At 67.2% G+C, this 26,440-nt stretch carries 17 protein-coding genes; 5 read left to right on the plus strand and 12 right to left on the minus strand.

Annotated elements, in window-relative coordinates:
• Positions 1–56 precede the first annotated feature (56 nt).
• The 4 genes from ACZLIF_RS12040 to ACZLIF_RS12055 form a co-directional block, all read right to left on the minus strand.
• Positions 57–383: a thioredoxin family protein gene (locus tag ACZLIF_RS12040; RefSeq protein WP_128987961.1), complete on the minus strand. Its 327-nt coding sequence runs from the start codon at positions 381–383 to the stop codon at positions 57–59.
• Positions 355–834: a flavodoxin gene (locus tag ACZLIF_RS12045; RefSeq protein ID WP_065182973.1), complete on the minus strand. Its 480-nt coding sequence runs from the start codon at positions 832–834 to the stop codon at positions 355–357. The genes ACZLIF_RS12040 and ACZLIF_RS12045 overlap by 29 nt, the downstream gene beginning before the upstream one ends.
• A gap of 13 nt (positions 835–847) precedes the next feature.
• On the minus strand, positions 848–1,891 hold the full coding sequence (locus ACZLIF_RS12050) for a ribonucleotide-diphosphate reductase subunit beta (RefSeq protein ID WP_231107806.1): 1,044 nt from the start codon (positions 1,889–1,891) through the stop codon (positions 848–850).
• Positions 1,892–1,995: 104 nt separating this feature from the next.
• Positions 1,996–4,359 (minus strand): ribonucleoside-diphosphate reductase subunit alpha, encoded by a 2,364-nt coding sequence (locus tag ACZLIF_RS12055; RefSeq protein WP_128987960.1) that lies wholly within the window; start codon positions 4,357–4,359, stop codon positions 1,996–1,998.
• Between the two features lie 432 nt (positions 4,360–4,791).
• Here ACZLIF_RS12055 and ACZLIF_RS12060 point away from each other — a divergent pair, with 432 nt between their 5' ends.
• Both ACZLIF_RS12060 and ACZLIF_RS12065 read left to right on the plus strand, forming a co-directional pair.
• The gene (locus tag ACZLIF_RS12060) at positions 4,792–5,769 is read left to right on the plus strand and encodes a zinc-binding dehydrogenase (protein WP_128987959.1); all 978 of its coding nucleotides are present in this window, start codon (positions 4,792–4,794) and stop codon (positions 5,767–5,769) included.
• Positions 5,770–5,970: 201 nt separating this feature from the next.
• The gene (locus ACZLIF_RS12065) at positions 5,971–8,598 is read left to right on the plus strand and encodes a TonB-dependent receptor (protein ID WP_128987958.1); all 2,628 of its coding nucleotides are present in this window, start codon (positions 5,971–5,973) and stop codon (positions 8,596–8,598) included.
• Between the two features lie 127 nt (positions 8,599–8,725).
• On the opposite strand, the gene betT is transcribed toward ACZLIF_RS12065, so the two are convergent.
• From betT to ACZLIF_RS12085, 4 genes are all read right to left on the minus strand, one after another.
• A complete protein-coding gene (gene betT, locus ACZLIF_RS12070; RefSeq protein WP_128987957.1) occupies positions 8,726–10,705 on the minus strand; it encodes a choline BCCT transporter BetT in 1,980 nt (659 codons plus the stop codon).
• A 137-nt stretch (positions 10,706–10,842) separates the two neighbouring features.
• Entirely contained in the window at positions 10,843–11,223 is a 381-nt protein-coding gene (locus tag ACZLIF_RS12075) for a VOC family protein (protein WP_053517829.1), read from the minus strand.
• 66 nt (positions 11,224–11,289) lie between these two features.
• Positions 11,290–11,610 carry a DMT family transporter gene (locus ACZLIF_RS12080; protein ID WP_065175236.1) on the minus strand — a complete coding sequence of 107 codons (321 nt, stop codon included), beginning with the start codon at positions 11,608–11,610 and terminating at the stop codon, positions 11,290–11,292.
• Entirely contained in the window at positions 11,610–11,963 is a 354-nt protein-coding gene (locus tag ACZLIF_RS12085) for an SMR family transporter (RefSeq protein WP_128987956.1), read from the minus strand. The genes ACZLIF_RS12080 and ACZLIF_RS12085 overlap by 1 nt, the downstream gene beginning before the upstream one ends.
• 112 nt (positions 11,964–12,075) lie before the next feature.
• Between ACZLIF_RS12085 and ACZLIF_RS12090 the strand changes: the two genes are divergently transcribed.
• Entirely contained in the window at positions 12,076–12,927 is an 852-nt protein-coding gene (locus ACZLIF_RS12090; protein ID WP_128987982.1) for a LysR family transcriptional regulator, read from the plus strand.
• Between the two features lie 44 nt (positions 12,928–12,971).
• Here ACZLIF_RS12090 and ACZLIF_RS12095 read toward each other — a convergent pair whose 3' ends face one another.
• Positions 12,972–13,892 (minus strand): M14 family metallopeptidase, encoded by a 921-nt coding sequence (locus tag ACZLIF_RS12095; RefSeq protein WP_111185920.1) that lies wholly within the window; start codon positions 13,890–13,892, stop codon positions 12,972–12,974.
• Between the two features lie 130 nt (positions 13,893–14,022).
• Here ACZLIF_RS12095 and ACZLIF_RS12100 point away from each other — a divergent pair, with 130 nt between their 5' ends.
• Positions 14,023–16,104 carry a TonB-dependent receptor family protein gene (locus ACZLIF_RS12100; RefSeq protein WP_128987955.1) on the plus strand — a complete coding sequence of 694 codons (2,082 nt, stop codon included), beginning with the start codon at positions 14,023–14,025 and terminating at the stop codon, positions 16,102–16,104.
• A gap of 38 nt (positions 16,105–16,142) precedes the next feature.
• Positions 16,143–17,939, plus strand: coding sequence for a chloride channel protein (locus ACZLIF_RS12105; protein WP_478462632.1), 1,797 nt, complete (start codon positions 16,143–16,145; stop codon positions 17,937–17,939).
• Positions 17,940–17,954: 15 nt separating this feature from the next.
• Here ACZLIF_RS12105 and ACZLIF_RS12110 read toward each other — a convergent pair whose 3' ends face one another.
• The 3 genes from ACZLIF_RS12110 to ACZLIF_RS12120 all read right to left on the minus strand — a co-directional run bounded on the left by ACZLIF_RS12110 (position 17,955) and on the right by ACZLIF_RS12120 (position 26,395).
• Positions 17,955–18,245, minus strand: coding sequence for a DUF6959 family protein (locus ACZLIF_RS12110; RefSeq protein WP_053517836.1), 291 nt, complete (start codon positions 18,243–18,245; stop codon positions 17,955–17,957).
• 123 nt (positions 18,246–18,368) lie between these two features.
• Complete coding sequence (locus tag ACZLIF_RS12115; RefSeq protein ID WP_128987954.1) at positions 18,369–19,208, minus strand: OmpA family protein; 840 nt, start codon at positions 19,206–19,208, stop codon at positions 18,369–18,371.
• Positions 19,209–19,270: 62 nt separating this feature from the next.
• Positions 19,271–26,395, minus strand: a complete 7,125-nt coding sequence (locus ACZLIF_RS12120) for an ESPR-type extended signal peptide-containing protein (protein ID WP_478461992.1) — start codon at positions 26,393–26,395, stop codon at positions 19,271–19,273.
• Between the last annotated feature and the right edge of the window lie 45 nt (positions 26,396–26,440).

Genomic DNA, 26,440 nt, shown 5'->3' on the forward strand with positions numbered 1-26,440 from the left:
CCGCCACCGGGCCATGCTCGACGCACGCGTGCAGCGCTGTCGAGCCTGGCCCCGCTCTACAGATGCAGGGCGATGGCAGCCTCGATCTGCTGTGGCGACTGGAATCCGGCCAGGCGGATGCGTTCGTTGCCGTCACGGAACAGCGCAAGCGTTGGTGTCTGCCGCAGCCCCAGCTCCCTGAAGAAGGTTTCACCCAGCACTTCCAGCTGCACCCGCAGCAGGGTCATGCCCTGCCCCGCGCCGCTGCTGGCGACGCGCTGCAGGGACATCTCCAGCATCCGGCAGCCCGGGCACTGGTCCTTGTGGAAATCCACCAGGACCCGGGGGTGTGAGGCCAGCAGCTGCTGGAGCTGCTCAGGCGTGGTGGCGTCGATGATCTGCATCGGTGGTGCTCCGGTAATGGGCCAGGACCGCGTCGGTCCAGGCGTCGATGGCCGCGGCATGGCGCTCGCCGTGCGGCATCTGTTCAATCTCCAGCGGCGGGTAGCCGCTGTGGAAGTAGCGGATCAGGCGGTGCACGGCGCCGCAGTAGTACTCCTGGCCCCACTGTGTCTCGCCGGTGCCGAACACCGCCACCTGTCGCGGCCACTGACCCTGCCCGGCAATACCGGCCACCCACGCCTTCATCTCCGCCGGTGTGCGCCCGGCGTTGTCGGTCCAGCTGCCCAGCAGCACGAGGTCGGCTTCATCGGCCGCCAGCGGAGCCGGCTGGCGCAGGTCGTCGGCCTCCTGCCAATGCACCGCGTGACCCGCCGCGCGACACCGCTCGGCGATCTGCCTCCCCAGCTCCCGGGTATTGCCACTGAGCGAGGCGACCACGATCAGGATGCCCAGCCCCGGCCCCCGCTCAGAGATCGTCGAAGCCGTTGTCGACGTTGGTCTTCTTGTAACTTGCATTGCGCATCTCGAAGAAGTCGGTCTTGGTTTCGGTGAAGTTGTCGGCGTAGGCCTTGATCCACGGCATCACATTGTCAGTCGTATCGCTGTACAGCCGCTCGATACCCAGCATGCCGGCCATCTTGTTGGCGCGGTACTTCACGTAGCGCACCATCTCGTCCACATCGATGCCGTCGATGCCGTCCAGCACTTCCGACGACCATTGCGTCTCCAGCGTGATGGCATGCTCGAAGGCGCTGTGTACGTAAGCCGTCAGCTCGTTGGTCTGCAGCTCCGGATTCTCGCCGACGATGGCCCGGATCACCTCGCTGATGAACTTGGTATGGGCCAGCTCGTCGCGGTTGATGAAGCTGATGATCTTGCCGGTGCCGGTCATGCGGTTCTGCCGCACCAGGTTGTAGAAGTAGGCGAAGCCGGAATAGAAGTTGATGCCCTCCAGGATCGACGACTGGATCAGCGACTTCAGCAGCGTCTCGGCGGTCTTGTCGCGCATGAAGTCGTCGTACGCCTGCATGATCGGCGCGTTGCGGCTGATGATGGTCGGATGCGTGCGGGCCAGTTCGAACACCCGGTTCTGGTTGGGCAGATCGGTGATCGACGCCAGCACATAGCTGTAGCTTTCGTTATGTATCACTTCCTGCTGGCCGATGATCGCCGCATTGGCATGCGCGGCCGGATCGGTGATGTACTCGGCGACGTTGTAGATGAACCGGGTCTGCGGCGAATCGAGCGTGGCCAGCAGGCCGATGATCGAGTCGTAGGCGTTCTTCTCGCGTCCGGACAGTTCACCGTACTGGCGTGCGTCCAGCTTCATGTCCACTTCGTCGGGGATCCAGAAGTTGGTCGACAGTTCCTTGTACGCCCGATAGAACGAGGGGTACGGAATGTCGTTCCAGTTCAGTATGCCGCTGGTGCGGCCGTTGATGATGCCGGTGCTGCGGTTGGGATGGCGTGGTTCAAGGATCTTGATGCGGTCAAGCGGCGTTGCCATGATCGTTCCTGCAGAGGTAGCGCCGGGCCATGCCCGGCGGAATGTAGAGCGGCCGCGCGGTGCGCTCGCCGGGCATGGCCGGCGCTACCGCGGCTGGGGCGCAGCGATCAGCTTGAACACCACTCGCATTCGCTGATGTCGATGTCGTTGGAGCGCACGTAGTAGGTGGTCTTCAGTCCCGCGCGCCATGCGCTCAGGTGCAGCTCCAGCAACGTGCTGGCACGGATGGTGCTGGGCACATACAGGTTGAAGCTGATCGACTGGTCCACATGGCGCTGGCGCCGGGCGTTCTGCCGGACGCTGGCGAACTGGTCCACCTTGTAGGCGCCCTTCTCGTAGTACGGCCAGGTCTCCAGCGACAGCCCGGGGGCCGCGACCGGCCGTCGGAAGTCCTTCTTCTCCTCGTAGTAGAACGCGCTGTAGATGGGATCGATCGAGGCAGTGGAACCGGCGATCTGGGCGGTGCTCATGTTCGGCGCGACCGCCAGCAGCCAGCCATTGCGCAGGCCGTGGCGGGCCACCTCACGCGCCAGGCCCTGCCAGGCCGCATCACGGTAATCGCGGTCGCTGAAGTAGCGGCCGGTGTGCCAGTCGCTGCCGGCGAACATCGGATAGTGGCCCTTCTCTTTCGCCAGTTCGGCACTGGCCTGGATGGTCAGGAAGTTGATGCGTTCGTACAGGCGGTCGGCCAGCGCCTCGGCCTCCGGCGATTCCCACGGGATCGCCTGCTGCGCCAGCAGGTGATGCCAGCCGAACGTGCCCAGGCCGATGGCCCGGTACTTGCGGTTGGTGATCGTGGCCTGCGGCACCGGCAAGGCATTGAGATCGATCACGTTGTCCAGCATGCGCACCTGGATCGGGATCAGCCGTTCCAGCACGTCCTTCGCCAGCAGATCGTCCGGCGCGGTGACCGCCCGTCCAAGATTGATCGAGGACAGGTTGCACACCACGAAATCGCCGGCGCGGCGGGTGGTGACGATCTGGTCGCCGCTGACGATCTCCTGGATCATCCGCGTCGGGCTCATGTTCTGCAGGATCTCCGTGCATAGGTTGCTGGAATAGACCATGCCCGCATGCTTGTTCGGGTTCCTGCGATTGACTTCATCGCGGTAGAACAGGAATGGATTGCCGGTCTCCAGCTGGCTGAGCATGATGCGCTTGAACAGATCGATCGCGCGCACGGTGCGCCGGCTGATGCGCTCGTCGGCCACCAGCTCCGCGTAGCGGTCGCGGAAGCTGCCCGCACCGCGCGTCTCATCGTAGAAGTCCTGCAGGTACCAGCCCTTGGCCTGCTTTACCTCATGCGGGTCGAACAGGTACCAGTCGGCCCGACGCTCGACCGCCTCCATGAACAGATCGGGGACGCAGACCGACGTGAACACATCATGCGCGCGCAGGCGCTGGTCGCCGTTGTTCAGGCGCAGATCGAGGAAGGCCTCGATGTCGCGGTGCCAGATGTCCAGGTATACCGCTACCGCGCCTTTGCGCTGGCCGAGCTGATCGACCGATACCGCGGTGTTGTTGAGCTGCTTGATCCAGGGCACTACGCCGCCGGACGAGTTGGGCACACCACGGATCGGTGCACCGCTGCTGCGCACGTAGCCCAGGTAGGCGCCGACACCCCCGCCGTGCTTGGACACGCGGGCAATGTCCGTATTGGAGTCATAGATGCCCTGCAGGCTGTCGTCCACTGTATCGATGAAGCAGCTGGACAGCTGTCCACCGACCTTGCCGGCGTTGGCCAGCGTCGGCGTGGCCACCGTCATGTACAGGTTCGACAGCGCCCAGTAGGCCTCGCCGACCAGCTGCATGCGCCGCTCACGCGGCTTCTCCTCCTGCATGAGGTACAGGGCGATGGTCAGCCAGCGCTCCTGCGGCAACTCGTACACCTCGCGGCTGCGGTCGCTGGCCAGGTAGCGCGTCGCCAGGAGGTACAGGCCGTTGTACGCGAACAGACGGTCGCGGTCGGGATCGATCATCTCTCCGGCCTGCTGCAGCTCCTCCTTCGAGTAGCAGCGCAGGATGTCATTGCTGTAGACGCCACGGTCGGCCAGGCTCTCCTGCAGGCCCACGTAGGAGCCGTACTTCAGGCTGACATCGTAGAAGCGGTTGCGGCTGGCGCGCTTGTACAGGCGGCGCAGGTAGATGCGGGCGGCGAACCGCTCCCAGTCCGGCGCGACCAGATCCACACGGGATTCCGCCTCGCGGATCAGCAGGTCCACCAGGTCGTCGGCACTGATGCTGGGCTTGCGCTCAACCATCGCCTGTACCACGCGGCGGTAGTCGGCTACGTCCAGCTGCGGGAACTCGGCATGGATGGCGTCGATGCTGCGCTGCAGGCGCCCGGCGTCGAACGGCAGGCGTCGGTTGCCGGCCTCCTTGGTGATCCAGGTCGGCACGCGCTCGCCACCGGTGCGCAGGGCGTCGCCGGCGCCGGCCGGATCGGCCGCGCGGTAGGTGTATTCAGTCATGGTCCTGCGTCTCCAGGCTCGCACGCACGATTGCGCCGATGCCATGGCGGGCCTGCACGCGATACCGGCGCACGGGGCGATCGGGTGGGATGCCAAAGCGCGGAAACACCAGGTCGTCGGCAAGTGCCTGCGCCTGCGGCCGGTATCCGGGCCGTGGGGGCGACCTGAGTCCGCACGAGGGCGGCCGCGTCGACACGGCAAGCCTTCAGGGGCGGGCCGCGGGACGTGTCTTGCATCGTCCGGCGGCGGCGGCTGACCGGGAGTGACGGCCCCAACATAATGGGGATGATGGATATCGTCAACACAAGATGCAGTAAATAGCGCCCTCCGCGACGAACCGTCGCAGGATGCCGTGTTGCGTCCGCGCCGCCTTGTCGACGCCGCACGCATCCCCACTTCGATACAACCTCCACTTTCCGCGGAACATCCCCCATGCGCGCTGCCCAGTACTCCTCCTTCGGCGATCCGTCCGACGTCCTTGCCGCCGCCGAGGCCGCCCTGCCCGAACCCGGTCCCGGCGAGGTGCGCATCCGTACCGTGCTGGCTTCCATCCACAACCACGATCTGCTGACCGTGCGCGGCCTGTATGGCTACAAGCCGACCCTGCCGGCGATCGGTGGCAGCGAGGCACTGGGCGTGGTCGATGCGGTTGGCGACGGCGTCGACGGCCTCCGGATCGGTCAGCGTGTCGCCGCTGCCTCGGTGCACGGCACCTGGGCCGAAGCGTTCATCGCGCCGGCACGGATGGTGATTCCGATGCCGGAATCGATCCCCGATGAGACCGCTGCGCAGCTGATTGCCATGCCGCTCAGTGCGCTGATGCTGCTGGAATTCCTGCATGTCGAGCCAGGCCAATGGATCGTGCAGAACACCGCCAATGGCGCGGTCGGCAAGTCGCTGGCGATGCTGGCGCGGGCACGTGGTGTCCATGTGGCCAACCTGGTGCGCAACGCCGATGCAGTCGCGCAGCTGCAGGCGCTCGGCATCGATCATGTATTCGATACCTCGGTGGACGGCTGGAAGGACCGCGTGCGTGCAGTGACCGGTGAAGCGCAGGCGGCGGCCGCCGTGGATTCCATCGGCGGCGACGCCAGCGGTGACCTGGTCGACCTGCTCGGCCACCACGGCACGCTGGTGTCCTTCGGCGTGATGAGCGGCGAGCCCATGCGCATCCCCGCCGGAGGCCTGATCTACAAGGAGGCCACCGTGAAGGGCTTCTGGGGCAGCAAGGTCAGCCAGGCGATGGCAGTGGACGACAAGCGACGGCTGGTGGGCGAACTGCTGCAGCGTGCGGCGGGGGGTGAACTGACGCTGCCGGTGGAACAGGTGTTCGCACTCGACGATATCGCTGCGGCGGTCAAAGCCGGCGCAGGTTCCGGCCGCAACGGCAAGGTGCTCTTGCGGCCTTGACGGTCGGCCAACCGGGGTCAGATCCCTTTCCGCTGGAAAGGGATCTGACCCCTGAGAGGAATGCGCAGCACCGGTCGATAACAGGGCCAGTCACTCGTTAAGAACCTGTGATGTATAACTGAATGCGCTTTCGTCATTGGAAGGCGCAGGCGAGCGCATGCGGTACTGGCGGCTCCTCTTCTGTCCGGCGTTGTCGCTTCCATGTACCGCACCACCCTGAACCTGCTTGCCGGCGCCATCGCGCTGGGACTTACCGCCGGCGCTGCCGGCGCTGCTGAAACCACCGATACCGGCAAGGACAGCACCACGCTCGGCACCGTGCTGGTGACCGGATCCAACATCAAGCGCAGCGACACCGCCGGCCCCAACCCGGTGCAGATCGTCAGCCGTGAACAGATCGAACAGACCGGTCGCAGCACGTTGACCGATGTGCTGCGCAACCTGTCGGCCAATGCCGGCAACAGCTTCGACGAGCAGTACACCGGCAGCTTCGCGGCGGGCTCGGCGTCGATCGGCCTGCGCGGGCTGTCGCCGAAGAACACCCTGGTGCTGGTCAACGGCTATCGCGTGGCCAACTTCGGTTTCGCCCTCAATACCCAGGACACCTTCGTCGATCTCAATGCGCTTCCGATCAGCGCGGTCGAACGCATTGAAGTACTGAAGGACGGCGCCTCGGCGGTGTATGGCTCCGATGCCATCGCCGGTGTCATCAACATCATCCTGCGCAGGAACTTCCAGGGCGTGGAAGTGGGCGGCGGCTTCGGTACGGCCACCCAGGGCGGCCTCGACGAACGCAAGGCCAATCTGCTGGCCGGTTTCGGTGACCTCGAACAGCAGGGCTGGAACGTGCTGTTCGGGCTGGACGTGCTCAAGCGCGATCGGCTCGACGCCGACCAGCGCGCCTATACCCGCAGCGGCGATTTCCGCGACAAGCCCGGTGGTCGCCTGGCCGGCTGGTCCACTGCCGGTGGCAACTGGCTGGCGAACCCGCGCGCGCCGCAGCCATTCTCGCCCTGCCCCGAGGGCAGCCAGCTGCGGCCCTACAGCGACTTCGGCAGCAGCCTGCCCGGCCAGGCCTGCGCGTTCAATGCGCAGCCATTCAAGACCCTGCAGCCCGGTGCCGAACGCCTGCAGGCCTCGCTGAGCGCGACCTACCGCTTCAGCGACAACGTCGAAGCCTTCGCCGACGTGCTCTACAGCCACAACAAGGCCGACCAGATCTTCAGCGCGCCACTGACCGTCGGCCCGGGCCTGCGCGCCTACAACCCCGCCACCGGCACCCTGCTCGACATTCCGGCAGTGCTGCCGGTCGGGCATCCGAACAACCCGGGCAGCGCTCCCCTGCCCTTCGAGTACACGTTCTTCGATCTCGGCCCGCGCCTGAAGGACAACACGCAGGTGTTCTACCGTGCATTGGCCGGCGTGCGTGGCCAGGGCGAGCGCTGGGACTGGGAGGTCGCCGCGCTGACCTCGCAGAGCGAGCAGCGCGAGTACGTGGACAATTTCATCAACCGCTACGCGTTCGAGCAGATCCTGCGCGATGGCAGCTACAACTTCCTCGACCCGGCCAGCACGCCGGCCGCGCTTGACGCGCTGCGCCTGCAGACCAAGCGCCCGGGCTGGTACCAGCTGCACTCTCTGAACCTCAAGGCATCGACGTCGCTGTGGGAGCTGCCGGCCGGTGCGGTCGGCTTCGCCTGGGGCGCGGAGTTCCGCAAGGAATCGCTGGATGCACGGACCAGTGCGCAGGTCCTGTCCGGAACGGAGCTGCGGCCCGCGATCAACGTGGTCGATGGCGAGCGGCAGGTCAGCGCCGCCTACGCCGAGTTCAGCGTACCGTTGCATCGCACATTGGAACTGCAGGTCGCCGGACGCGGCGACCGCTACGACGACTTCGGCAAGGCGTTCTCGCCGAAGTTCGCGCTGCGCTGGCAGCCGCTGGACAGCCTGCTGCTGCGCGGTTCGTTCTCGCGTGGTTTCCGCGCTCCCTCGCTGCCGGAAATCGCACCCGGACAGACGGTCAGCTACGGATCGGTGATCGACCCGCTCGACCCGTTGCAGCCCGGTGGCAGCCGCGGTGTCACCAACATCCGCACCGGCAATCCCGACCTGAAGGCCGAACGCTCGCGCAATCTCAACGTTGGCGCGGTGTGGTCGCCGGACGCTGACAGCAGCATCGGCCTGGACTGGTACCGCATCGAGCAGGACAACCTGGTCAAGCCCGACAGCGCACAGTTCATCGTCGACAATCCCGCCCTGTTTCCTGGCCGGGTCCAGCGCGATGCGCAGGGTCGCATCCAGTTCATCACCAACCAGTATGCCAACCAGGGGGAGCTGACCACGTCCGGTCTCGACCTGGAGGCCAGCCGCACCTTCCGCACCGACGGCTGGGGCAACCTCACCCTCGCCGGCAGCTGGACCCATCTGCTCAGCTTCAAGCAGCCCCTGGTAGCCGGTCAGGCGCCCTATGACGGCGCGGGCAACAACCGCCACGGCGCGCTGCCGCGCACCCGTGGCACCACGTCACTGAACTGGGCGGTGGGCGACTGGAACAGCACGCTGAGCCTGCAATGTGTCAGCGGCTACGACCAGCGGGTCGCGACGGCCACCAGCAACCCGGGCCTGCGCGATCGCGTCAAGCCCTATCACCAGCTGGACCTGTACGTGGCGTACGAGGGCCTGGCCAATACCACGCTTTCGCTGTCCGTGTTGAACCTGACCGACCGGGACCCGCCGTTCGACCCCGCGGGCGGCTCCAACGGCTTCGACATCAGCCAGTACAACCTGCGCGGCCAGTTCGTCACGGTGGGGGCACGCTACCGGTTCTGATGCGGAAACTGCACATGTAGCGCCGAGCCCATGCTCGGCTGCTCTACCGGCTTGATGGAGCCGAGCGTGGGCTCGGCTCCACGAAGTGTGCGGACCAACGGTCCGCACCCATCGCAGCGGTCGTGCATCACCGGCTCAGGTGCAGGAACTGCAGGTGCCGCTCGTACTGGCTGATGATGTCGTTGATGATCTGCTTGCGGCTGTATCCGACCAGGTCGTAATCCTGGCTGCCTTCGAACAGATGCACCTCGGCGCGGTAGTAGCGCTGGTTGCGCAGCTGCTGGGCGGCGAACGACGGCGTCAGGTAGCCGCGGAGGATCACCCGATACAGGAAGTCCTGCTGCTCGCCATGGTTGACCGAAAGTTCCATGTCGCCGGCTTCGATGCGGGTATGCACATCCCAGCCCTGCCCGCGCAGCTGCTCGGCCACGGCTTCCATCGCCGGTTTCACCGTGTCATCCATGAAGCGGTAGACCTGGTCGCGCACCGGGAAGTGCATCGCCTGGCTCAGGCGCTGGCGCCAGCCCTGGTGGTGGCGATCGTCGCCGATCAGCGGCGATGGCCGGTACTGCAGCGCGCGCTTGCGGTGCGATTCGTCACTGAAGGCTCGGGTGAGGCCCCACATCATCAGCAGCAGCACCGCCGAGAATGGCAGTGACGCCAGCACCACCGCCGACTTCAACGCATCGATGCTGCCCGCCAGCAGCAGGCCTGCGGTGAGCACGGCGATCACCGTGCCCCAGAACACGCGCAGCCAGCGCGGGCCATCGTCTTCCGGAGCGCCGCCGTGCGACGACAGCGTGGACAGCACCACCGCGCCCGAATCGGCCGATGTCACGAAAAAGATGAAGCTGACCAGCACGGTCACCGCGATCACCGTGCGGCTCCACGGATAACCATCAAGCAATGCGTACAGCACGGTCGGTGGGTCATCCACGGCCAGCTGTGCCAGCTGCTGCTGGCCATGGTGCAGCACCTGGTCCAGCGCGCTGTTGCCGAAGATCGACAGCCAGGCCAGGGTGAAGCCGAGCGGAATCAGCAGCACGCCGAACACGAATTCGCGGATGGTACGTCCGCGCGAGATGCGGGCGATGAACAGGCCGACGAACGGCGCCCAGCCGATCCACCAGGCCCAGTAGAACACCGTCCAGCCACCCAGCCATGCCGGCCGTCCGCCATAGGCGTACACGTCAAAGCTCTTGCCGACCACGCTGCCCAGATAGTCGCCCAGATTCTGCATCAACGTGCCGAACAGGTACTGGGTGGGCCCGGCGAACAGCATGAACAGCACCAGCGCGATCGCCAGCAGCATGTTGATGTTGGCCATCCAGCGGACCCCCTTCTCCACGCCGGACACTGCCACGGCCACCGCCGCCCCCATCATGCTGGCGACCAGGACGATCTGAACGAAGTTCGAGTGCGGGATGTCGAACAGGTGCGACAGCCCGGCGTTGAGGTGCAGGACACCGAAGCCCATGTCGGCGCCGATGCCGAACACGGTGGCGACGATGCCCAGCGCGTCCACGGTGTAGCCGATCGGTCCGTTGATGCGCTTGCCGATCAGCGGATACAGCGCCGAGCGCAGCGCCAACGGCAGGTTGTGGCGATAGGCGAAGTAGGCCATGGCCATTGCCGCCAGCGCGAACACGCCCCAGCCATGCAGGCCCCAGTGCAGGAACAGCAGCTGCATGGCCCGGCGCGCGCCGGCCTCGCCGGCGGCGGGATCGCCCTGCGGCGGCTGCAGGTAATGGGTCAGCGGCTCGGAGACACAGAAGAAGAACAGGGTGATGCTGATGCCCGCGGCGAACAGCATGCCCGCCCAGGAGAGATAGCTGAACTCCGGCTCGTCATGGTCGGCACCGAGCTTGATGCCACCGTACTTGGACAGCGCCACGCCGACCACGAACAGCAGATAGAGGGTCATCGCCAGCAGGTAATACCAGCCGACGTTGAGCGCAGCCCAGTCCTGTGCGCTGAGCAGCAGGCGACCGGCACCGATCGGATAGAGGCTGACGAACAGCGCGAACGCCACGACGACGATCGCCGCGAAGGCGAACACAGGCCGCAGGGTGCGCACCGGGGATTGTTGCGGCTCCAGGGCTTCCATGGGGCGGCGTTCTCCGGTCGATCAAAGATTGAGCCGGCGGATTCTGGCTGAACGGCGGTGGACGCAGGATGAAGTGCTGTCGCGCGATGACAGCACAGGGACAGCACGCGCGTGGTATCACGCGCGCGCCGCGAAGTTCAGCGCATCACGTGCACGGCGCACAACTTGTTGCCGTCGGGATCGCGCAGGTAGGCCAGGTACAGCTGCCGCCCGGCCTTGTGGCGTACGCCCGGCGGATCTTCGATGGCGCTGCCGCCGTGGGCGATGCCTGCGTCCTGCCAGGCGTGCACTGCCTGCGGAGTCTCCAGCGCGAAACCAATCGTGCCGCCATTGGCGTGGCACGCCGGCTGGCCATCGATGGGCGGGGTCACGATGAACATCCGCCCGTCCTTGATGTAGACCAGTTTTCCATCTTCATCGGTCATGCCCGGTCGGCCGCCGATGGCTGCGAACAGTGCGTCGTAGAAGCGGCGCGAGACCGCAAGATCATTGGAACCGACGGTGATGTGGCTGAACATGGCGGCACTCCGTTGCGGAAAAACCGCAGTGTCGGACAGCGCGCTCCGGTCTGCAATCGTCGCCGCTCATGCGGTACTGAGCAGAAGCACCGCCCCCGTCACCAGTGCAATGCCGATCCAGCCGATGGGCCGCAGGCGATTGCCGAACAGCAGGCGCCCGCAGGCAGCGGTGCCGATCACGCCGATGGCACCCCACAGCGCATAGGCCGTGGCCAGGTCCAGGTGGCGTACTGCCTGGCCCAGCAGCGCGAAGGCGATCCAGACCATGACGACGGCAGCGACACCCCATTGCCAGCGGCGGAAGCCTTCGGATTTGGCCACCATCATGTTTGCCGCGACGTCGATCAGTGCGGAACAGATCACGAAGAACAGTGCCGTTGTGTTCATCAGTGCGCCTCCCCAAGGGTGACGCAGACAATGCCGGCCACTGCCAGCAGCAGGCCGGCCAGCTGCTGCATCGACAGGCTCTCGCCGAACACCACGATGCCGACCAGGGTCAGCAGGGTCAGCCCCAGCCCCTCCCACACCGCGTACGCAACGCCGACCGCGATGCGCCGCACCGACAGTGCCAGGAAGTAATAGGACAACGCCAGCGCCCCGGCCATCACCAGGTAGCCGGTCCAGCCACCGGCGCGGGCGGCATGGGCCATGAAGGACGTGCCGACCACTTCGGCGACGATCGCCACGGTCAGGCAAGCCCAGGCAATCAAGGGGCCTGGGGCGGGAACACGACGGGTCATTGGGAAACTCCAGCAGGATTCACAGCGCCCGCTGACAGGGGCGATGGCGCCCAGTATCATCGCTCTTTACGATGGCTCCAAAGTGGAACCCATCGACATGAGCGATGGATCGATGCCCTACTCTCCTGAATCCCTGCAGGCGTTCGTCGAGGCTGCCGCACTGGGCTCCTTCTCGGCTGCCGCGCGGCGCCTGCGCAAGACGCAATCGACGGTCAGCACCGCCATCGCCCATCTGGAAGCCGATCTGGGCGTATCCCTGTTCGACCGCAGCGGGCGCTATCCGCAGCTTACCGACCCGGGGCGGCAGGTGCTGGGCCATGCCCAGGAAATCCTGGCTGCCGATGCGCGCCTGCGGCAGCTGAGCGTGCGCCTGGCTGCGCCTGTCGAACCCCGGCTGACGGTGGTGTTCTCCGATGTTTACCAGTTGGACCCGGCGCAACAGCTACTGCAGCGTTTCGCCGAAGCCTTTCCCGAAATCGAACTGGAGTGGCTCGACGCTGAAGGACACGATGTGCTGGAGCTGGTCAGCAGCGGCCGCGCCGGACTGGGGCTGCTGCCCCGCCAGGAGCGCTATCCGGATGCAGTGATTGCACGGCCGCTGGCCCATCACAGCGAGCTGGCGGTGTATGTCGCGCATGGACACGCACTGGCCGCGGCCGGTGCGCGCGCCGCCGCGCAGCTTGCCCGCCATCGGCAGATACGCTTGAGCGCACAGGTCGATCACGCGCGCGCCGTCGCCGGTCCGGCCTGGACCGCATCGGACTATTTGATGGTGATGGAAATGGCCGAGGAAGGCATCGGCTGGGCCGAACTTCCGAGAGCGCTGGTGCAGCGCTACGACCGCGGACACCTGGTGGAACTGGCCCTGCCCGGTTGGCCGCGGCGCATCCACAGCGACCTGGTGTGGCGACGCGACACGCCACCCGGGCCGGCCGCACTGTGGTGGGCCGACGCACTGAGGTAGCGCCGGGCCCTATCGGCCCGGCATGTGTACCAGGGCACTCCCCCTCAGCGATGCGCCAGTGCGTAGTCCAGCGCGGAGCAGACCGCGGCCACCTGCGCGTCGTTGCACTGCTGCGGCGTGGCGCGCGGGCTGTCCGGGTAGACTTCGGTGGTGGTGGTGTACGGCGCACCGGTGATGCCGGCACAGAGGGCCAATTCCACCAGCGGGTACTCGATCACGCCATGGGCCACCACCGGAGAGCCGATGATCTCGCCCTTGTCGTCGGCCGGTGCAATGTGGGTCACCTTTTCCACCGCCGCGATCACGGCCTGCTGGAACGCCGGCTGCGGATTGGCGCTGTCGTCCACCAGGTAGAAGCCATCAGGAATCAGGCCCGGTTCGAACGGCTTGCCGTCGCGCGCCGCCAGCGCAGGGCGGAACTCGCTTTCATCGCTGTCGGTGGTCTCATGCAGATCGATGTGCAGCACGAACTGGCCCTTGAGGGGTTCGATCAGCTCGATCAGCGCGGTTGATTCGCGGGCCGGACCACCGGCACGGAAGTTGCGGTTCGGATCGATCGCGTCGAAGTTCCAGCGGTTGATGCGCTCGAAACCCCATGGGTTGACGCACGGTGCCACCAGCAGGTTGGCCTTGCCCGCGTAGTCGGCCGCGTGCTTTTCAAGGAACTCCAGGGCTCCCATCACGCCACTGGTTTCGTAGCCGTGCACGCCGCCGGTGACCAGCGCCGCCGGCAGCGCCGGGTTCCAGTCGCGGCTGCGCAGGGCGAACAGGGTATAGGTCTCTCCCGCGTAGTCGAGCTGGCCGTACGCCACCTTGTCGAAGCGCGCTGCCAGTGCCTCGATGCGCGGCAGTACTTCCTCGTCGTAGCGGCGCAGGCGCTGCTGGCGCGCACGCCACTGCTCCCGTTCCGCCGCTCCCCACGGCTGGCCAGGGGTTCCGACGGGATAGAAGACAGCTGCAGGCATGACGGATCTCGGTGAGTCAGGAGGCAATCGTTCACTTTACCACCCGACCCCGGAGGCCATCGGCCCTCCATTCCATTCACGAATGGAATCAGCAATAATTCTCATTTACCACCTTTCCTGCGCCGCCCAGATGCCCCTCCACACCCCGAAACCGGCCCAGCTGCCCTTGGCGGCAGCCCTTGCCCTGTGCCTGCTGCCCCCTGCCTCCGCCCTCGCCCAGGACGCCCCGACCACGCTCGACAGCATCCAGGTGTCCGGCAGTTGGCTGGGCACCGGCCTGCATGACAGCGTCAAGAGCTTCGCCGGGGCACGTACGGTGGTCGATCGCCAGCGCATCGAGGCCAGTGGCGCGGCCAGCATCGGCGACGCCATGCGCCGCATCCCCGGCGTGCAGATCACCGACAACTCCGGCACCGCCGGCAGTTCGGTGTCGCTGAACATCGGCGTGCGCGGCCTCACCGGCCGCTACTCACCCCGCTCGACGGTGCTGCTGGATGGCGTGCCGCTGGCCGTCGCACCCTACGGCCAGCCCCAGCTGTCGTTCGCGCCGGCCAGCCTGTCCAACATCGAATCGATCGACGTCGTGCGTGGCGGCGGAGCCGTGCGTTACGGGCCGCAGAACGTGGGCGGCATCATCAACTTCAGCACCCGCGCCATTCCGCAGCAGAGCGGCCTGCACGGCGAGGTCGGGATCCGCTACAACGCCCATGACCATGGCGGCGGCGACAGCACCCAGTACAACACCTTCCTCGGCGGTACCAGCGACAACGGCCTGGGCGTCGCCCTGCTCTATTCCGGCCAGGACGGTCGCGGCTGGCGCGAAGGCAGCGACGACCGTTTCAACGATCTGGCACTGAAGTTCGCCTACGCCATCGACGACCAGCAGACGCTGCGTGCCAAGCTGTCCTACTACGACGTCCGCTCGCTGACGCCAGGCGGCCTGACCCGCGCGCAGTACGAGGCGGATCCGTTCCAGAACACGCGTCCCGATGACTTCTGGAAGGGCCACCGCACGGGCATCGATCTGGGCTACACCCACACGTTGTCCGACACCCGCGAGTTCGAGGTACTGGCCTATTACAACGAGAGCACCCGTGCCAGCTCGCTGATCAACGCTGCCAACACCCAGGTGAGCGTGCAGCCGCGCGACTACCGCGTGCTCGGCATCGAACCGCGCTACACCCAGCGCCTGCACTGGGGGGCAAGCGTGCACGACGTCACCGCTGGCTACCGCTTCCTGCGCGAGCGCGGCAACGACCGCAGCTACACGGTGACCCGCCGCACCGGCGCCGCAAGCCCCATCAACCGCTTCGACAATGCCACCGACGCCCACTCCTTCTATCTCGACGACCGCATCGCCATCGGCCAGTGGCGGATCACGCCGGGGGTGCGCATGGAATGGATCGACATGGACCGCCGCCAGGCCGATGGCGGCACCACCTTCAGCAGCCGCAACGACAAAGCCCTGCCCTCGCTCAACGTCGCCTACCTGTTGACCCCGCAGCTGACCGTGTTCGGCAACTACACCACCTCGTTCGGGCCGGTGCAGAACATCCAGCTGAACTCGCAGACCGCCAGCAATCCGCTGAATCCAGAGGTGGCCAGGACCACCGAGCTGGGCGCCCGCTGGCAGGACGGCGCACTGCGCGCGGACGTCACGGTGTTCAGGATGCGCTTCGACAACCAGATCCTGCAGGTGCCGGGGATTACCCCGCCCACCTTCCAGAACATCGGTGCGACCGACCACAAGGGTGTGGAAAGCGCGCTCGAATACCGCTTCGCCGAAGACAGCGTGCTGGCCGGACTGGAACTGTACGCCAACTACACCTGGACCAAGGCGATCCAGCAGTCCGGTGACAACCGCGGCCGGGACGTGCCCTTCTACTCGCGCGACACCGACAGCATCGGCGCCCGCTATGCGCTGTCAGCCTGGACCTTCAATGTCTCCAGCACGCACCAGAGCGGCCAGTTCTCCGACGCTGCCAACACCTGGCAGGAAAGCGCCGATGCACGCGTGGGCCGCGTGCCGGGGGTGCGGCTGTGGAATGCGCAGGTGGCCTGGCAGGTTCCGGGGCTGGGCGACAGCGAGATCACGGCCGGCGTGAACAACCTGGCCGACAAGCGCTGGTACACCCGCAATGTCGACGGCAATGCCGGGCGCATGGTGGCCGCGCCACGCACCTTCTACCTGCAGGGACGCTACCGCTTCTGATGCGGTAAATGCCCGATGCGGTGACGGTGGCGATCACGATGGCGGCGTATCATGCCGCCACCATGGCCTCCACGGTTCCACCATCGCGCCTGCATCTGGCCTTCCAGGGCCTGCGCCTGCGCCTGCGTGGCAGCGACCTGTGGTTCATCGCACTGGCCTTGCTGGTCGGCCTGATTGCCGGTGGCCTGACGCTGCTGCAGTCGGACATCGCGCGCGGGCTGCAGAGTGCGCTGTACGGGCTGGAACCCGGCATGCGCCTCAGCTCCCTGCCCGCGCTCAGCTGGACCGCCCTGCTGGTGCTGCCGCTGGGCGGCCTGCTGGTCGGGCTGGTCAGCCTGACGGCCGCGCGGCGCAAGCGCCCGCTGCTCGACGCGGTCGAGGCCAATGCCCTGCATGGCGGTCGCATGTCGATGCGCGACAATCTGATCGTGCTGACCCAGACCCTGCTGTCGAACGGCTGCGGTGCGTCCGTCGGTCTTGAGGCTTCGTATACCCAGATGGGTGCGGGCAGCGGCTCGCAGCTGGGCCGTGTCATGCGCCTGCGCCGCAATGATGTGCGCATCCTGGTCGGTGCCGGTGCCGCCGGCGCCATCGCCGCCGCCTTCGGCGCGCCGCTGGCCGGCGCCTTCTACGCGTTCGAGATCGTCATCGGCGCCTACACGCCCGCCGCTCTCGCGCCTGTGGCCCTGGCCGCACTGGCGGGTGCATTCGTCGCCGACCAGTCCGGCATCGAGGCGTACCTGCTGCCCGCAGCCTCGACCATCGATGTGCGTGCCGCCGACTATGCGATCTACGGCCTGCTCGGTTGCTGCTGCGCCCTGGTGGGGATCGGCGTGATGCGGCTGATCGCCTCCATCGAGGGTGTGGTCAAGCGCAGTCCACTGCCCGTGTGGGGGCGCCCGGTGGTCGGCGGCCTCCTGCTGATTCCACTGGCCATGGCCAGCCCGCAGGTGCTTTCCTCCGGCCACGGTGCGCTGCACCTGGACCTGACCACGCAGCTGCCACTGATCTGGATCGGCGGCCTGCTCGCCCTGAAGCTTCTGGCCTCGGGCATTTCGCTGGGCTTCGGCTTCCGCGGTGGTCTGTTCTTTGCGTCGCTGTTCATGGGCACCCTGGTCGGCACCCTGTTTGCCGGCCTGCTGGCGATGGCCACTGGCGTGCCGGTGATTGATGCCACGTCCGCGGCGCTTGCGGGCATGGCCGCGTTGGCCGCCGCGGTGGTCGGCGCGCCGATGACCATGGCCATGCTGGTGCTGGAAGGCACCCACGACTTCCTGCTGACCAGCGTGGTGATGAGCGCGGTACTGGTCTCCAGCACGCTGGTCCGCCAGTGGTTCGGTTACTCGTTCTCGACGTGGCGCATGCATCTGCGCGGCGAAACCATCCGCAGCGCACGCGACGTCGGCTGGATCCACACCCTCAACGCCGGGCGGATGATGCGCAAGGGCGTTGCCACCACTCCGGCCGGGCTGGATGCCGCTGCGTTCCGCCAGCGGTTCCCGCTGGGCTCCGGCAGTCGCGTGGTCCTGATCGACAGCGAAGGCCACTACGCCGGCATCGTGCAGATTCCGCGCGTCTACGCCGACGGCGTGAAGCCCGAGACACCCGTTGGCGATCTGGCCGAGAACCGCGAGGTGTCACTGTTGCCGGGCGCGGATGTGGTCAGCGTGATGCAGTGCTTCGACCGGACGCAGGCCGACGAACTGGCCGTGGTTGCCGCCGATGGCCAGCTGCTGGGCATTGTTTCCGAGGCCTTCGTGCGCAGGCGCTACGCCGAGGAGCTGGACAAGCGCCAGCGCGAACTGATGGGCGAGCGCGTCGAAGACGCCGATTGATCGCCCGCCCCGCTGCTACAGCGCTTCGCCAGCATCGGCCAGCCGCGACTCGATCAACGCGTACCATTGCTCCAGCATGTCGATCAGCATGTCCAGCTCTGCATCGGCACGCTGTGCCCGGCCGCTGCGCAGGCAGGCCTGGGTTTCCTGCAGCTGGGCCAGGAACCCGGCCACGGTATCGGCCTGCAGGATCAGGCCCGGCAGGCGCCGCCCGGGGATGCGCACGACCGCATGATTGCCGAGCTGGCCATACACGCTGAGGGTGGTTTCCGTCTTCATGGACAGAGGCAGGAATTGGGCGTTCATCGCGTGCACCGTATGAAAACCTGAGCCACCGGCAGGGGTGGACGACGGGGGAGACGTGGCCACGTCCTGCCGGTGGTCAGGGGGGACTCGGGATGCCGGGGCATGGCCACGGCGCGGGAGACTTCAGCGCGGGTGCGCGACCCCGACGATCTGCACCCGGCGATTCGGCGCAAGGCACGCGATCAGTTCGCGACGGTTGCGCTGTGCGCACTGCACGATCGGTTCAGCCGCGCCGCGCCCTTCGGCACTGATGCTGCCGGGCGGCACCCCGCCCTGCACCAGGGCCGCGCGCACCGCTTCGGCCCGCCTCTGCGAGAGTTGCTGGTTGTAGCTGGCCGCACCGATACGGTCGGTGTAGCCGACGACCTGGATCGACTGCACCTTGCTGGCCTCGCGGACCTGCGCCAGGATGCCCTGCACCGCCTGCTGGCCTTCGGCGCTGAGTACCGCGCTGTCGAAACCGAACAGTGCATCGGCGGCCAGGCGCAACGGCTGCTCGGGCAGTGGCGCGGGTGCCGGCGGCGGCGGCGGTGGCCGCGGCGGGTCCAGCACGGCGGCGCAGGATTCGGGCTTCCAGTAGCCAGCCTGGGCGATGCCCTTGTTGTCGAAGCGCACCTGGAACTGGCAGGTGAAGTACTCGGCGCCCTGTGCGGTGCGGAAGTTGAACAGGTAGTTCCACTCGCGCACGCCCCACATGCCTTCGTTGAAGTGCGGCGTACCCAGCAGGCTGTACAGCTGCCGCTTGCTCATCCCGGGCGCGAAGCGGCGCAGGTCGGCGATGTCAGGATAGGTGCCCTCCTTCAGCGACGCCTTGGAGACTTCCGGGAAGGCCACTGCAGTGGCCTCCGCCGGACCCTCACCGGCGGGCGCGTGGCTGCGGCAGGCGGCCAGCAGGCCGGCGGCGAGGATCAGGCCCAGCGACACGGCGATGCGGCCGGCGCGGGCGATGCGATGCTGATTCATGTCATTCCCCCTGTAGACGTTTGCGCGGCAGCCGGGCCGCGATTGCGGCCCGGCTACGGCGGTTACCACTGGATGCCGGCACCGACGGCCACACCGGCCTCGCCACGGCTGTTGGTAGAGCCGCTGAACTTGTAGATCCAGCGGCCTCCTTCCGAGACACCGGACAGGCCCACCGCCACGCCCGATTCGCCGTTGTAGCTGCCGGCGGCGAACGAGGCCATGCTGCGACCCGCTTCGCTCGGCTGCGGCAGCGAGGCCGTGGCCATGGCCGAAGCGATGCCGGCCGAAGCGCGGTTGTCGGTCCTGCGCAGGTCGCGCTCGAAGCCGCCCATGCGCTCGTCGGTATAGGCCTTCGACCAGTCCAGGGTCTGCGCCATGCCGGACTTCAGCTGGTCGACATTGACCGCGTCGGTGCCTGCCGTACCGGCGGCAACGTTGCGGACCGTCGTCGGGCCGCTGGTGCTGCTGCCGAGAGTGACACTGTTGAAGTTGGTGGCTCCGTTGACGGTGGTGTCGTAGCGGATGGTGCCCTGCTGCGAGGCCTGCAGCTGCCGCACGTTGACCGCATCGGTGGCCTGGGTGCCGTCTGCCACATTGACCACCTGCCGTTCGGCGCCGCTGGCCCCAACCGAAACCGTGTTGGCACGGTTGGCCACCGACCCTGCGCCCAGGGCCACCGAGTTGTCGGCCTGTGCCTGCGAGCCGTTGCCCAGGGCCGTCGAGTTGGCACCGGCGGCCGTCGATCCTGCACCACCGGCTGCGGAATTGGCGCCCGTCGCGGCCGGATCGGCCAGGTTGTTGCTGTTGTTGGCGCGGAAGCTGCCGGCGACGTTGGTGATGTTCTGGATCTTCTGGTCGGTGTAGGCCTTGGACTGATCGATGGCATAGTTCACGCCATTCTTCAGCTGGCCGACATTCGTCGCGTCGTGATCGTCCGAGCCGTCGGCAACGTGGGTGATCTTGCGTTCACTGCCGCTGCTGCCGACCGACACTTCGCCTGCCGAATTGCTGGCACCCGTCTGACCATAGGCACCGGTATAGCCGCTCTGCGCGCCGACGCTGGCCACCGAGCCGGCACCCAGTGCCACGCTGTTGTCCGCGCTGGCGTTGGCACCGTTGCCGACTGCCACGGCCGAAGCACCTGCCGCACTGGCCTGCGGACCCACCGCCAGCGCCTCCGCACCTGCCGCAGCGGCCGCCGCGGCGCTGGAGTTCACTGCCAGGTACGGGCTGCCGCCACCGTTGGTGATGCGCTGGTTGAGCACCCTCAGCGAACCGTCCACCGCGGAGAACGCCGCGGTGACGTTGCTGTAGTCGTTGGCGGTCAGGGTGCCGTCGGTGGCGATGCTGGAGATGCTGAACGACGGCGCGGTCCACAGATTGGTGGTGCCGTCGAAGGCCGTGCTGCCACCGAAGTAGCTGGCGATGGTCGAGTTCGTGCTGAACAGCTGGTCGCCGGTGATGGCGTCGCTGCTGCCTGCAAGGATGCTGCCGGCCGCCACGTTGGTCACCTTCACCGCACCCGTGCCGGTACCGCTCAGGGTGACCGTGTTCACGACGTTGCCACTGCCATCGACATCGTACTTCACCGCGCGCTTGTCGATATCGTCGGTCTGGTCGGCGACATTGGCCAGCGAATTGCTGACCGCGTCGAAGGCGGTGCCGACGTCGTTGTAGCTGCCCTGGCTGATGGTGCCATTGGCGGCGATGTTGTTGATCGTGTAGGTCGGCGCGGTCAGCACACCGGCCGCATTGACCGCCGCGCCGCCGCCGAGATGGGTGGCGACAGCCTGGTTGGCAGCGAACAGCTGGGCACCATTGATGGCTTCGGTGCTCGTGGCGCTCACCTGGCCCGGGCCGAGGTTGCGCAGCGTGGTCGCCGTGCCGCCCTGACCCAGCGTGGCGCTGGCGTAGTTGACGCTGCCATCGCCATTGAAGTCGTAGCGCAGCGCGCCTTCCTCCGAGGCCTGCAGCTGGCCCAGGTTCACCGCATCGGTGGCAGCCGTACCGGCGGCCAGATTCGTCACCTGGCGTTCGGCACCCGCGGCACCGATCGACACGCTGTTCGCACGATCAGCCAGGCTGCCGGCACCGACCGCGATCGCGTTGGCAGCCGTGGCGCGGGCGTTGGTACCGACCGCGATGGAGTCGGCACCGGTGGCCACTGCCTCCACGCCCGTGGAGTTCACCCGCAGGTACTTGGTGCCGCCGTTGCGGATATCGTTGATCTGCGTGTTGAGATTGACCAGCGAGCCGTCGACGGCGTCGAAGGCATCGGTCGCATTGTTGTACAGGCCCTGCGCAATGGCGCCATCGGTGGAGATCGTGCTGATCTCGAACAGCGGCGCGGTGAAGGCGCCACTGACCGGATCGAAGGCAGTGATGCCACCGAAGAAGCCGGCGATGGCGGCGTTGGTGGTGGCCAGCTGGCCGCCGTTGACGGCTTCCAGGCTGCCGGCGGTGACCGCACCCGCGGCGAGGTTGCCGATGGTGGTGGTACCGGTGCCGTTGCCGAGCGTGACGCGGCGATAGTCTGGATTGCCTGCGCCATCGACGTCGTACATCACCGCGCCGGCCGAAACATCATCGATCAGGCTGATCGCGCCCTTCAACTGGGCGACGTTGACCGCATCGGTGTTGGCGCTACCCGCAGCCAGGTTGGTGATCTGGCGCTCGCCACCGTTGGCGGTACCCACCGAAACTTCACCGGCAGAGACCTGGGCGGCAGTCAGACCATAGGCGCTGTAGCTGGCCTGTGCGCCGCGCAGCGCTGCGGAACGGTAGCCCAGCGCCACCGAATTGGCCTGGTTGGAGGTCGCCTCCGCACCCAGCAGGGTCTGGCCGTTGGCAGTACCCACCGCGCTGTCGCCGACGATCACCGAGTGGCCCATGCGCGCGGCGTAGTCCGCAGTCGGCACGCCGGTTGGATTGGTGGGATCGTTGGGACCGGCTCCCGGGAACGCCACGTTGGCATCCACCTTCGGCAGCTCATGGCGGGCATTGGCGCCGATCACCACTTCCTTGGAGCCGTTGGCGAAGGCACCGTCACCCATCAGCACCTGGTAATCCTGTGCGGCGTTGACCGCCCAGCAGGAGATGTCGGCCAACGCGATATCCAGGCACTTGGCGGCCCATGCCGGCGAATCCGTCGGCAGCAGCAGGCCCAGCAGGCCACCGGGGTTGCCGTTGTTGATGTTGTAGATGTAACTGTCGGAAGTGACGCCACCGATCAGGGTCAGGTGCGAGCTGCCACCGGTCACCGCGCCGCCCAGGCCATTGAGGGTGCTGCCGACCGGTGACAGGTTCACGACCGGCAGGCCGAGCACGTTGACCGTGGAGTAGGCCTGCATCACGTTCGCGTTGCTGAGCTTGAGATTGCCGTTGTGCAGATAGCCGTCACCGCCGAACAGGCTGCTGGTCGTCGGGCCGATCAGCTGGCCGACGTTGCCGACCAGGCCACCGGTACCGATGATGAGTCCCGCATTCGGATCAGCCGGAGCGGGTGCCTTCGGGCTGTCCGGCGGAATCGCCGAAGGCTGGGTCAGGCCCAGGCCACCCAGCGTGCCACCCACCAGCCCGCCGACTGCGCCGCCGAGATTGTTGACGGTACCGTTGAGGTTGCCCTCCAGCAGGTTGCCCACCGCACCACCGACGTTGCCGAGCGTGCCAGTGAGTACGCCACCCAGCCCGCTGCCCGGCGTGGTGCTGCCACCCCCGAGCAGGCCACCGACAACGCTGCCGACCGAGCCGACCGTATCGTTGAGCGCACCGCCCACGGCACCTCCGATGGTGCCGACGGTGCCGTTGAGCACACCCCCCACCGCACCCCCGACTGCGCCGACCGTGCCGTTGAGCACCCCTCCGACTGCACCGCCGACCGCGCCCACGGTGCCGTTCAAAGCACCGCCGACTGCACCGCCGACCGTGCCGACAGTTCCGTCGAGAACGCCGCCAACCGCGCCCACAGTTCCGTTCAAAGCCCCGCCTACAGCGCTGCCGACCGTGCCGACGGTGCCGTTGAGCGCACTGCCTACGGTGCCGACGGTTCCATCGAGGACACCGCCAACTGCACCTGCGGTGCCGTTCAGAGCGCCGCCTACGGCGCTGCCGACAGTTCCGACAGTGCCGTTGAGCGCGCCGCCGACCGTGCCGACGGTCCCGTCGAGGACACCGCCGACCGCACCTACGGTGCCGTTCAGAGCGCCACCCACAGCACTGCCAACCGTGCCAACCGTGCCGTTGAGCGCACCGCCGACAGTGCCGACAGTTGAGTCGAGAACGCCCCCAACCGCGCCCACAGTTCCGTTCAACGCCCCGCCTACGGCGCTGCCGACCGTGCCGACGGTTCCATCGAGGACACCGCCGACCGCACCCACGGTGCCGTTCAAGGCGCCGCCTACGGCGCTACCAACCGTGCCGACGGTGCCGTTGAGCGCGCCGCCGACCGTGCCGACAGTTCCATCCAGGACACCTCCGACTGCACCTACCGTGCCGTTGAGCGCACCACCCACTGCACCGCCAACGGTGCCGACAGTTCCATCGAGGACACCACCGACCGTACCCACAGTGCCGTTCAAGGCGCCGCCTACGGCGCTGCCGACCGTACCGACTGTACCGTTGAGCGCGCCACCCACTGCACCGCCGACGGTGCCGACAGTTCCATCGAGGACACCGCCTACGGCATCCACGGTACCGTTCAAAGCGCCGCCTACGGCGCTGCCGACCGTACCAACCGTGCCGTTGAGCGCGCCACCCACTGCACCACCGACGGTGCCGACGGTTCCATCGAGGACGCCGCCTACGGCACCCACAGTACCGTTCAAAGCGCCGCCTACGGCGCTGCCGACCGTACCGACCGTGCCGTTGAGCGCGCCATCGACTGCACCACCGACGGTGCCGACGGTTCCATCGAGGACGCCGCCGACGGCACCTACAGTGCCATTCAAGGCGCCGCCTACGGCGCCACCGACCGTACCGACTGTGCCGTTGAGCGCGCCACCGACTGCACCGCCGACGGTGCCGACAGTTCCATCGAGGACGCCGCCTACGGCACCCACAGTACCGTTCAAAGCGCCGCCTACGGCGCTGCCGACCGTACCGACCGTGCCGTTGAGCGCGCCATCGACTGCACCACCGACGGTGCCGACGGTTCCATCGAGGACGCCGCCGACGGCACCTACAGTGCCATTCAAGGCGCCGCCTACGGCGCCACCGACCGTACCGACTGTGCCGTTGAGCGCGCCACCGACTGCACCGCCGACGGTGCCGACAGTTCCATCGAGGACACCGCCGACCGCACCCACCGTGCCATTCAAAGCGCCGCCTACGGCGCTGCCGACCGTACCGACCGTGCCGTTGAGCGCGCCACCCACTGCACCACCGACGGTGCCGACGGTTCCATCGAGGACGCCGCCGACCGCACCCACAGTGCCATTCAAAGCGCCGCCTACGGCGCTGCCGACCGTACCGACCGTGCCGTTGAGCGCGCCACCGACTGCACCACCGACGGTGCCGACGGTTCCATCGAGGACGCCGCCGACGGCACCTACAGTGCCATTCAAGGCGCCGCCTACGGCGCCACCGACCGTACCGACTGTGCCGTTGAGCGCGCCACCGACTGCACCACCGACGGTGCCGATGGTTCCATCGAGGACGCCGCCGACGGCACCTACTGTGCCATTCAAGGCGCCGCCTACGGCGCCACCGACCGTACCGACTGTGCCGTTGAGCGCACCACCTACGGCACCTACGGTGTTGTTCAACGTGTCGCCCAGGGAACCACCGACGTTGCCGACGGTGCCGTTCAGTACACCGCCCACCGCACTGCCGACCGTACCGACAGCACCGTGGAGCGTGCCGCCTACTGCGCCCACGGTGTTGTGCAGGGTGCCGCCCACTGCGCCACCCACGGTGCCGACAGTGCCGTTCAGTACACCGCTCACCGCACCGCCGACGGCGCCGACGGTTTCGTGTAGCGTTCCGCCTGCTGCGCTGCCCACCGTGCCGACCACGTCGTGCACTACGCCACCCACCGCACCGCCGACCGTGCCGGCAGCTCCGTGAAGCGTGCCACCTACTGCGCCCACGGTGTTGTGCAGCGTGCCGCCCACTGCGCTACCTACGGTGCCGACGGTTTCGTGCAGCGTCTCGCCTGCTGCGCTGCCCACCGTGCCGACTACGCCGTGCACTACGCCACCCACCGCACCGCCAAGATCGCCCAGGGCGCCGTGATGCAGGCCTCCAAGACCGAGCGTGCTGGCCTGCGCACTCACGACGGTCCGGCCCGCAAGCTTCAGGTTGCGATCGGCCACCACGTCCTGGCCACCCGGGCCCTGCACGCGCACCTTGCCAGCGACGCCTGCATCGAACGCCGCCGTGATCGCGCGATCATCGGTCTCGCCCGGCAGTTCTTCCTTGGCGGGCAAGCTTACCGCTGCGGTTGCAGAGGCCTTGCCCTGGCCCTCGATTCGATGTCCGGCGATGGCCAGATGCGAGTCGGCGTTGCCGTCGATGCCGGCCTTCAACCCGGACAATCCCTGCGAGGACGTCGTGATACGCGCTGCCGCCTTGGCGCCGGCACCCACCGATGCCACCGGGGCACCCGCGATGCCGATCCTGGCCTTTGCCTTCGCATCGGCCGTCAGCCCCAGCGGCGAAGCGGCGCCGGAGGAAACGTTCGCTGCCAGTGAGGTATCCACCTGGCTACCTGTTCCGATGCCGAGCTGGGCCCGCACATCAGCGGCCAGTGCTGGCGTGGGCACATGCTGCGGGGATGCGTTCGCACCCAGCTTCACCTGCACGGCGGCCGGCAGGACATCGCGCACCAGCGGCAGCGACATCGTGCTCAACTGCAGGCCCACACGCGAATCGGCACTGATCGCAGGCGTCGCCTGCGCCTGTCGCGCGGCTGCGGCCAGGGCGACTTCGGCATCGACCTTCACCGGCAAGGTCTGGGTGTACTTGGCCGCCAGCGCCTGCAGATCGCGCAGCGACTGATTGGATTCGGTTGCGGATGCCGGCCCGCTGGCCAGCACGCACAGCAGCGCAAGCGCAAGGGCGCTGGGCGTCAGCAGGAAGGTGCGCGGATCGCGTGATGCGGTGCCGCCGCTATCGCCGGTGGCCAGTTCCGAGGCCACAACCAGAGCATTGAGCTGGCGGTTCCATACACGCCGGTAGATGCGGTTCATGAGCATTTCCCCCGTAGGCGAACAACTTGAATGACAGTGGACTTG

It is taken from the genome of Stenotrophomonas sp. 2201_Sma, from assembly GCF_056486685.1.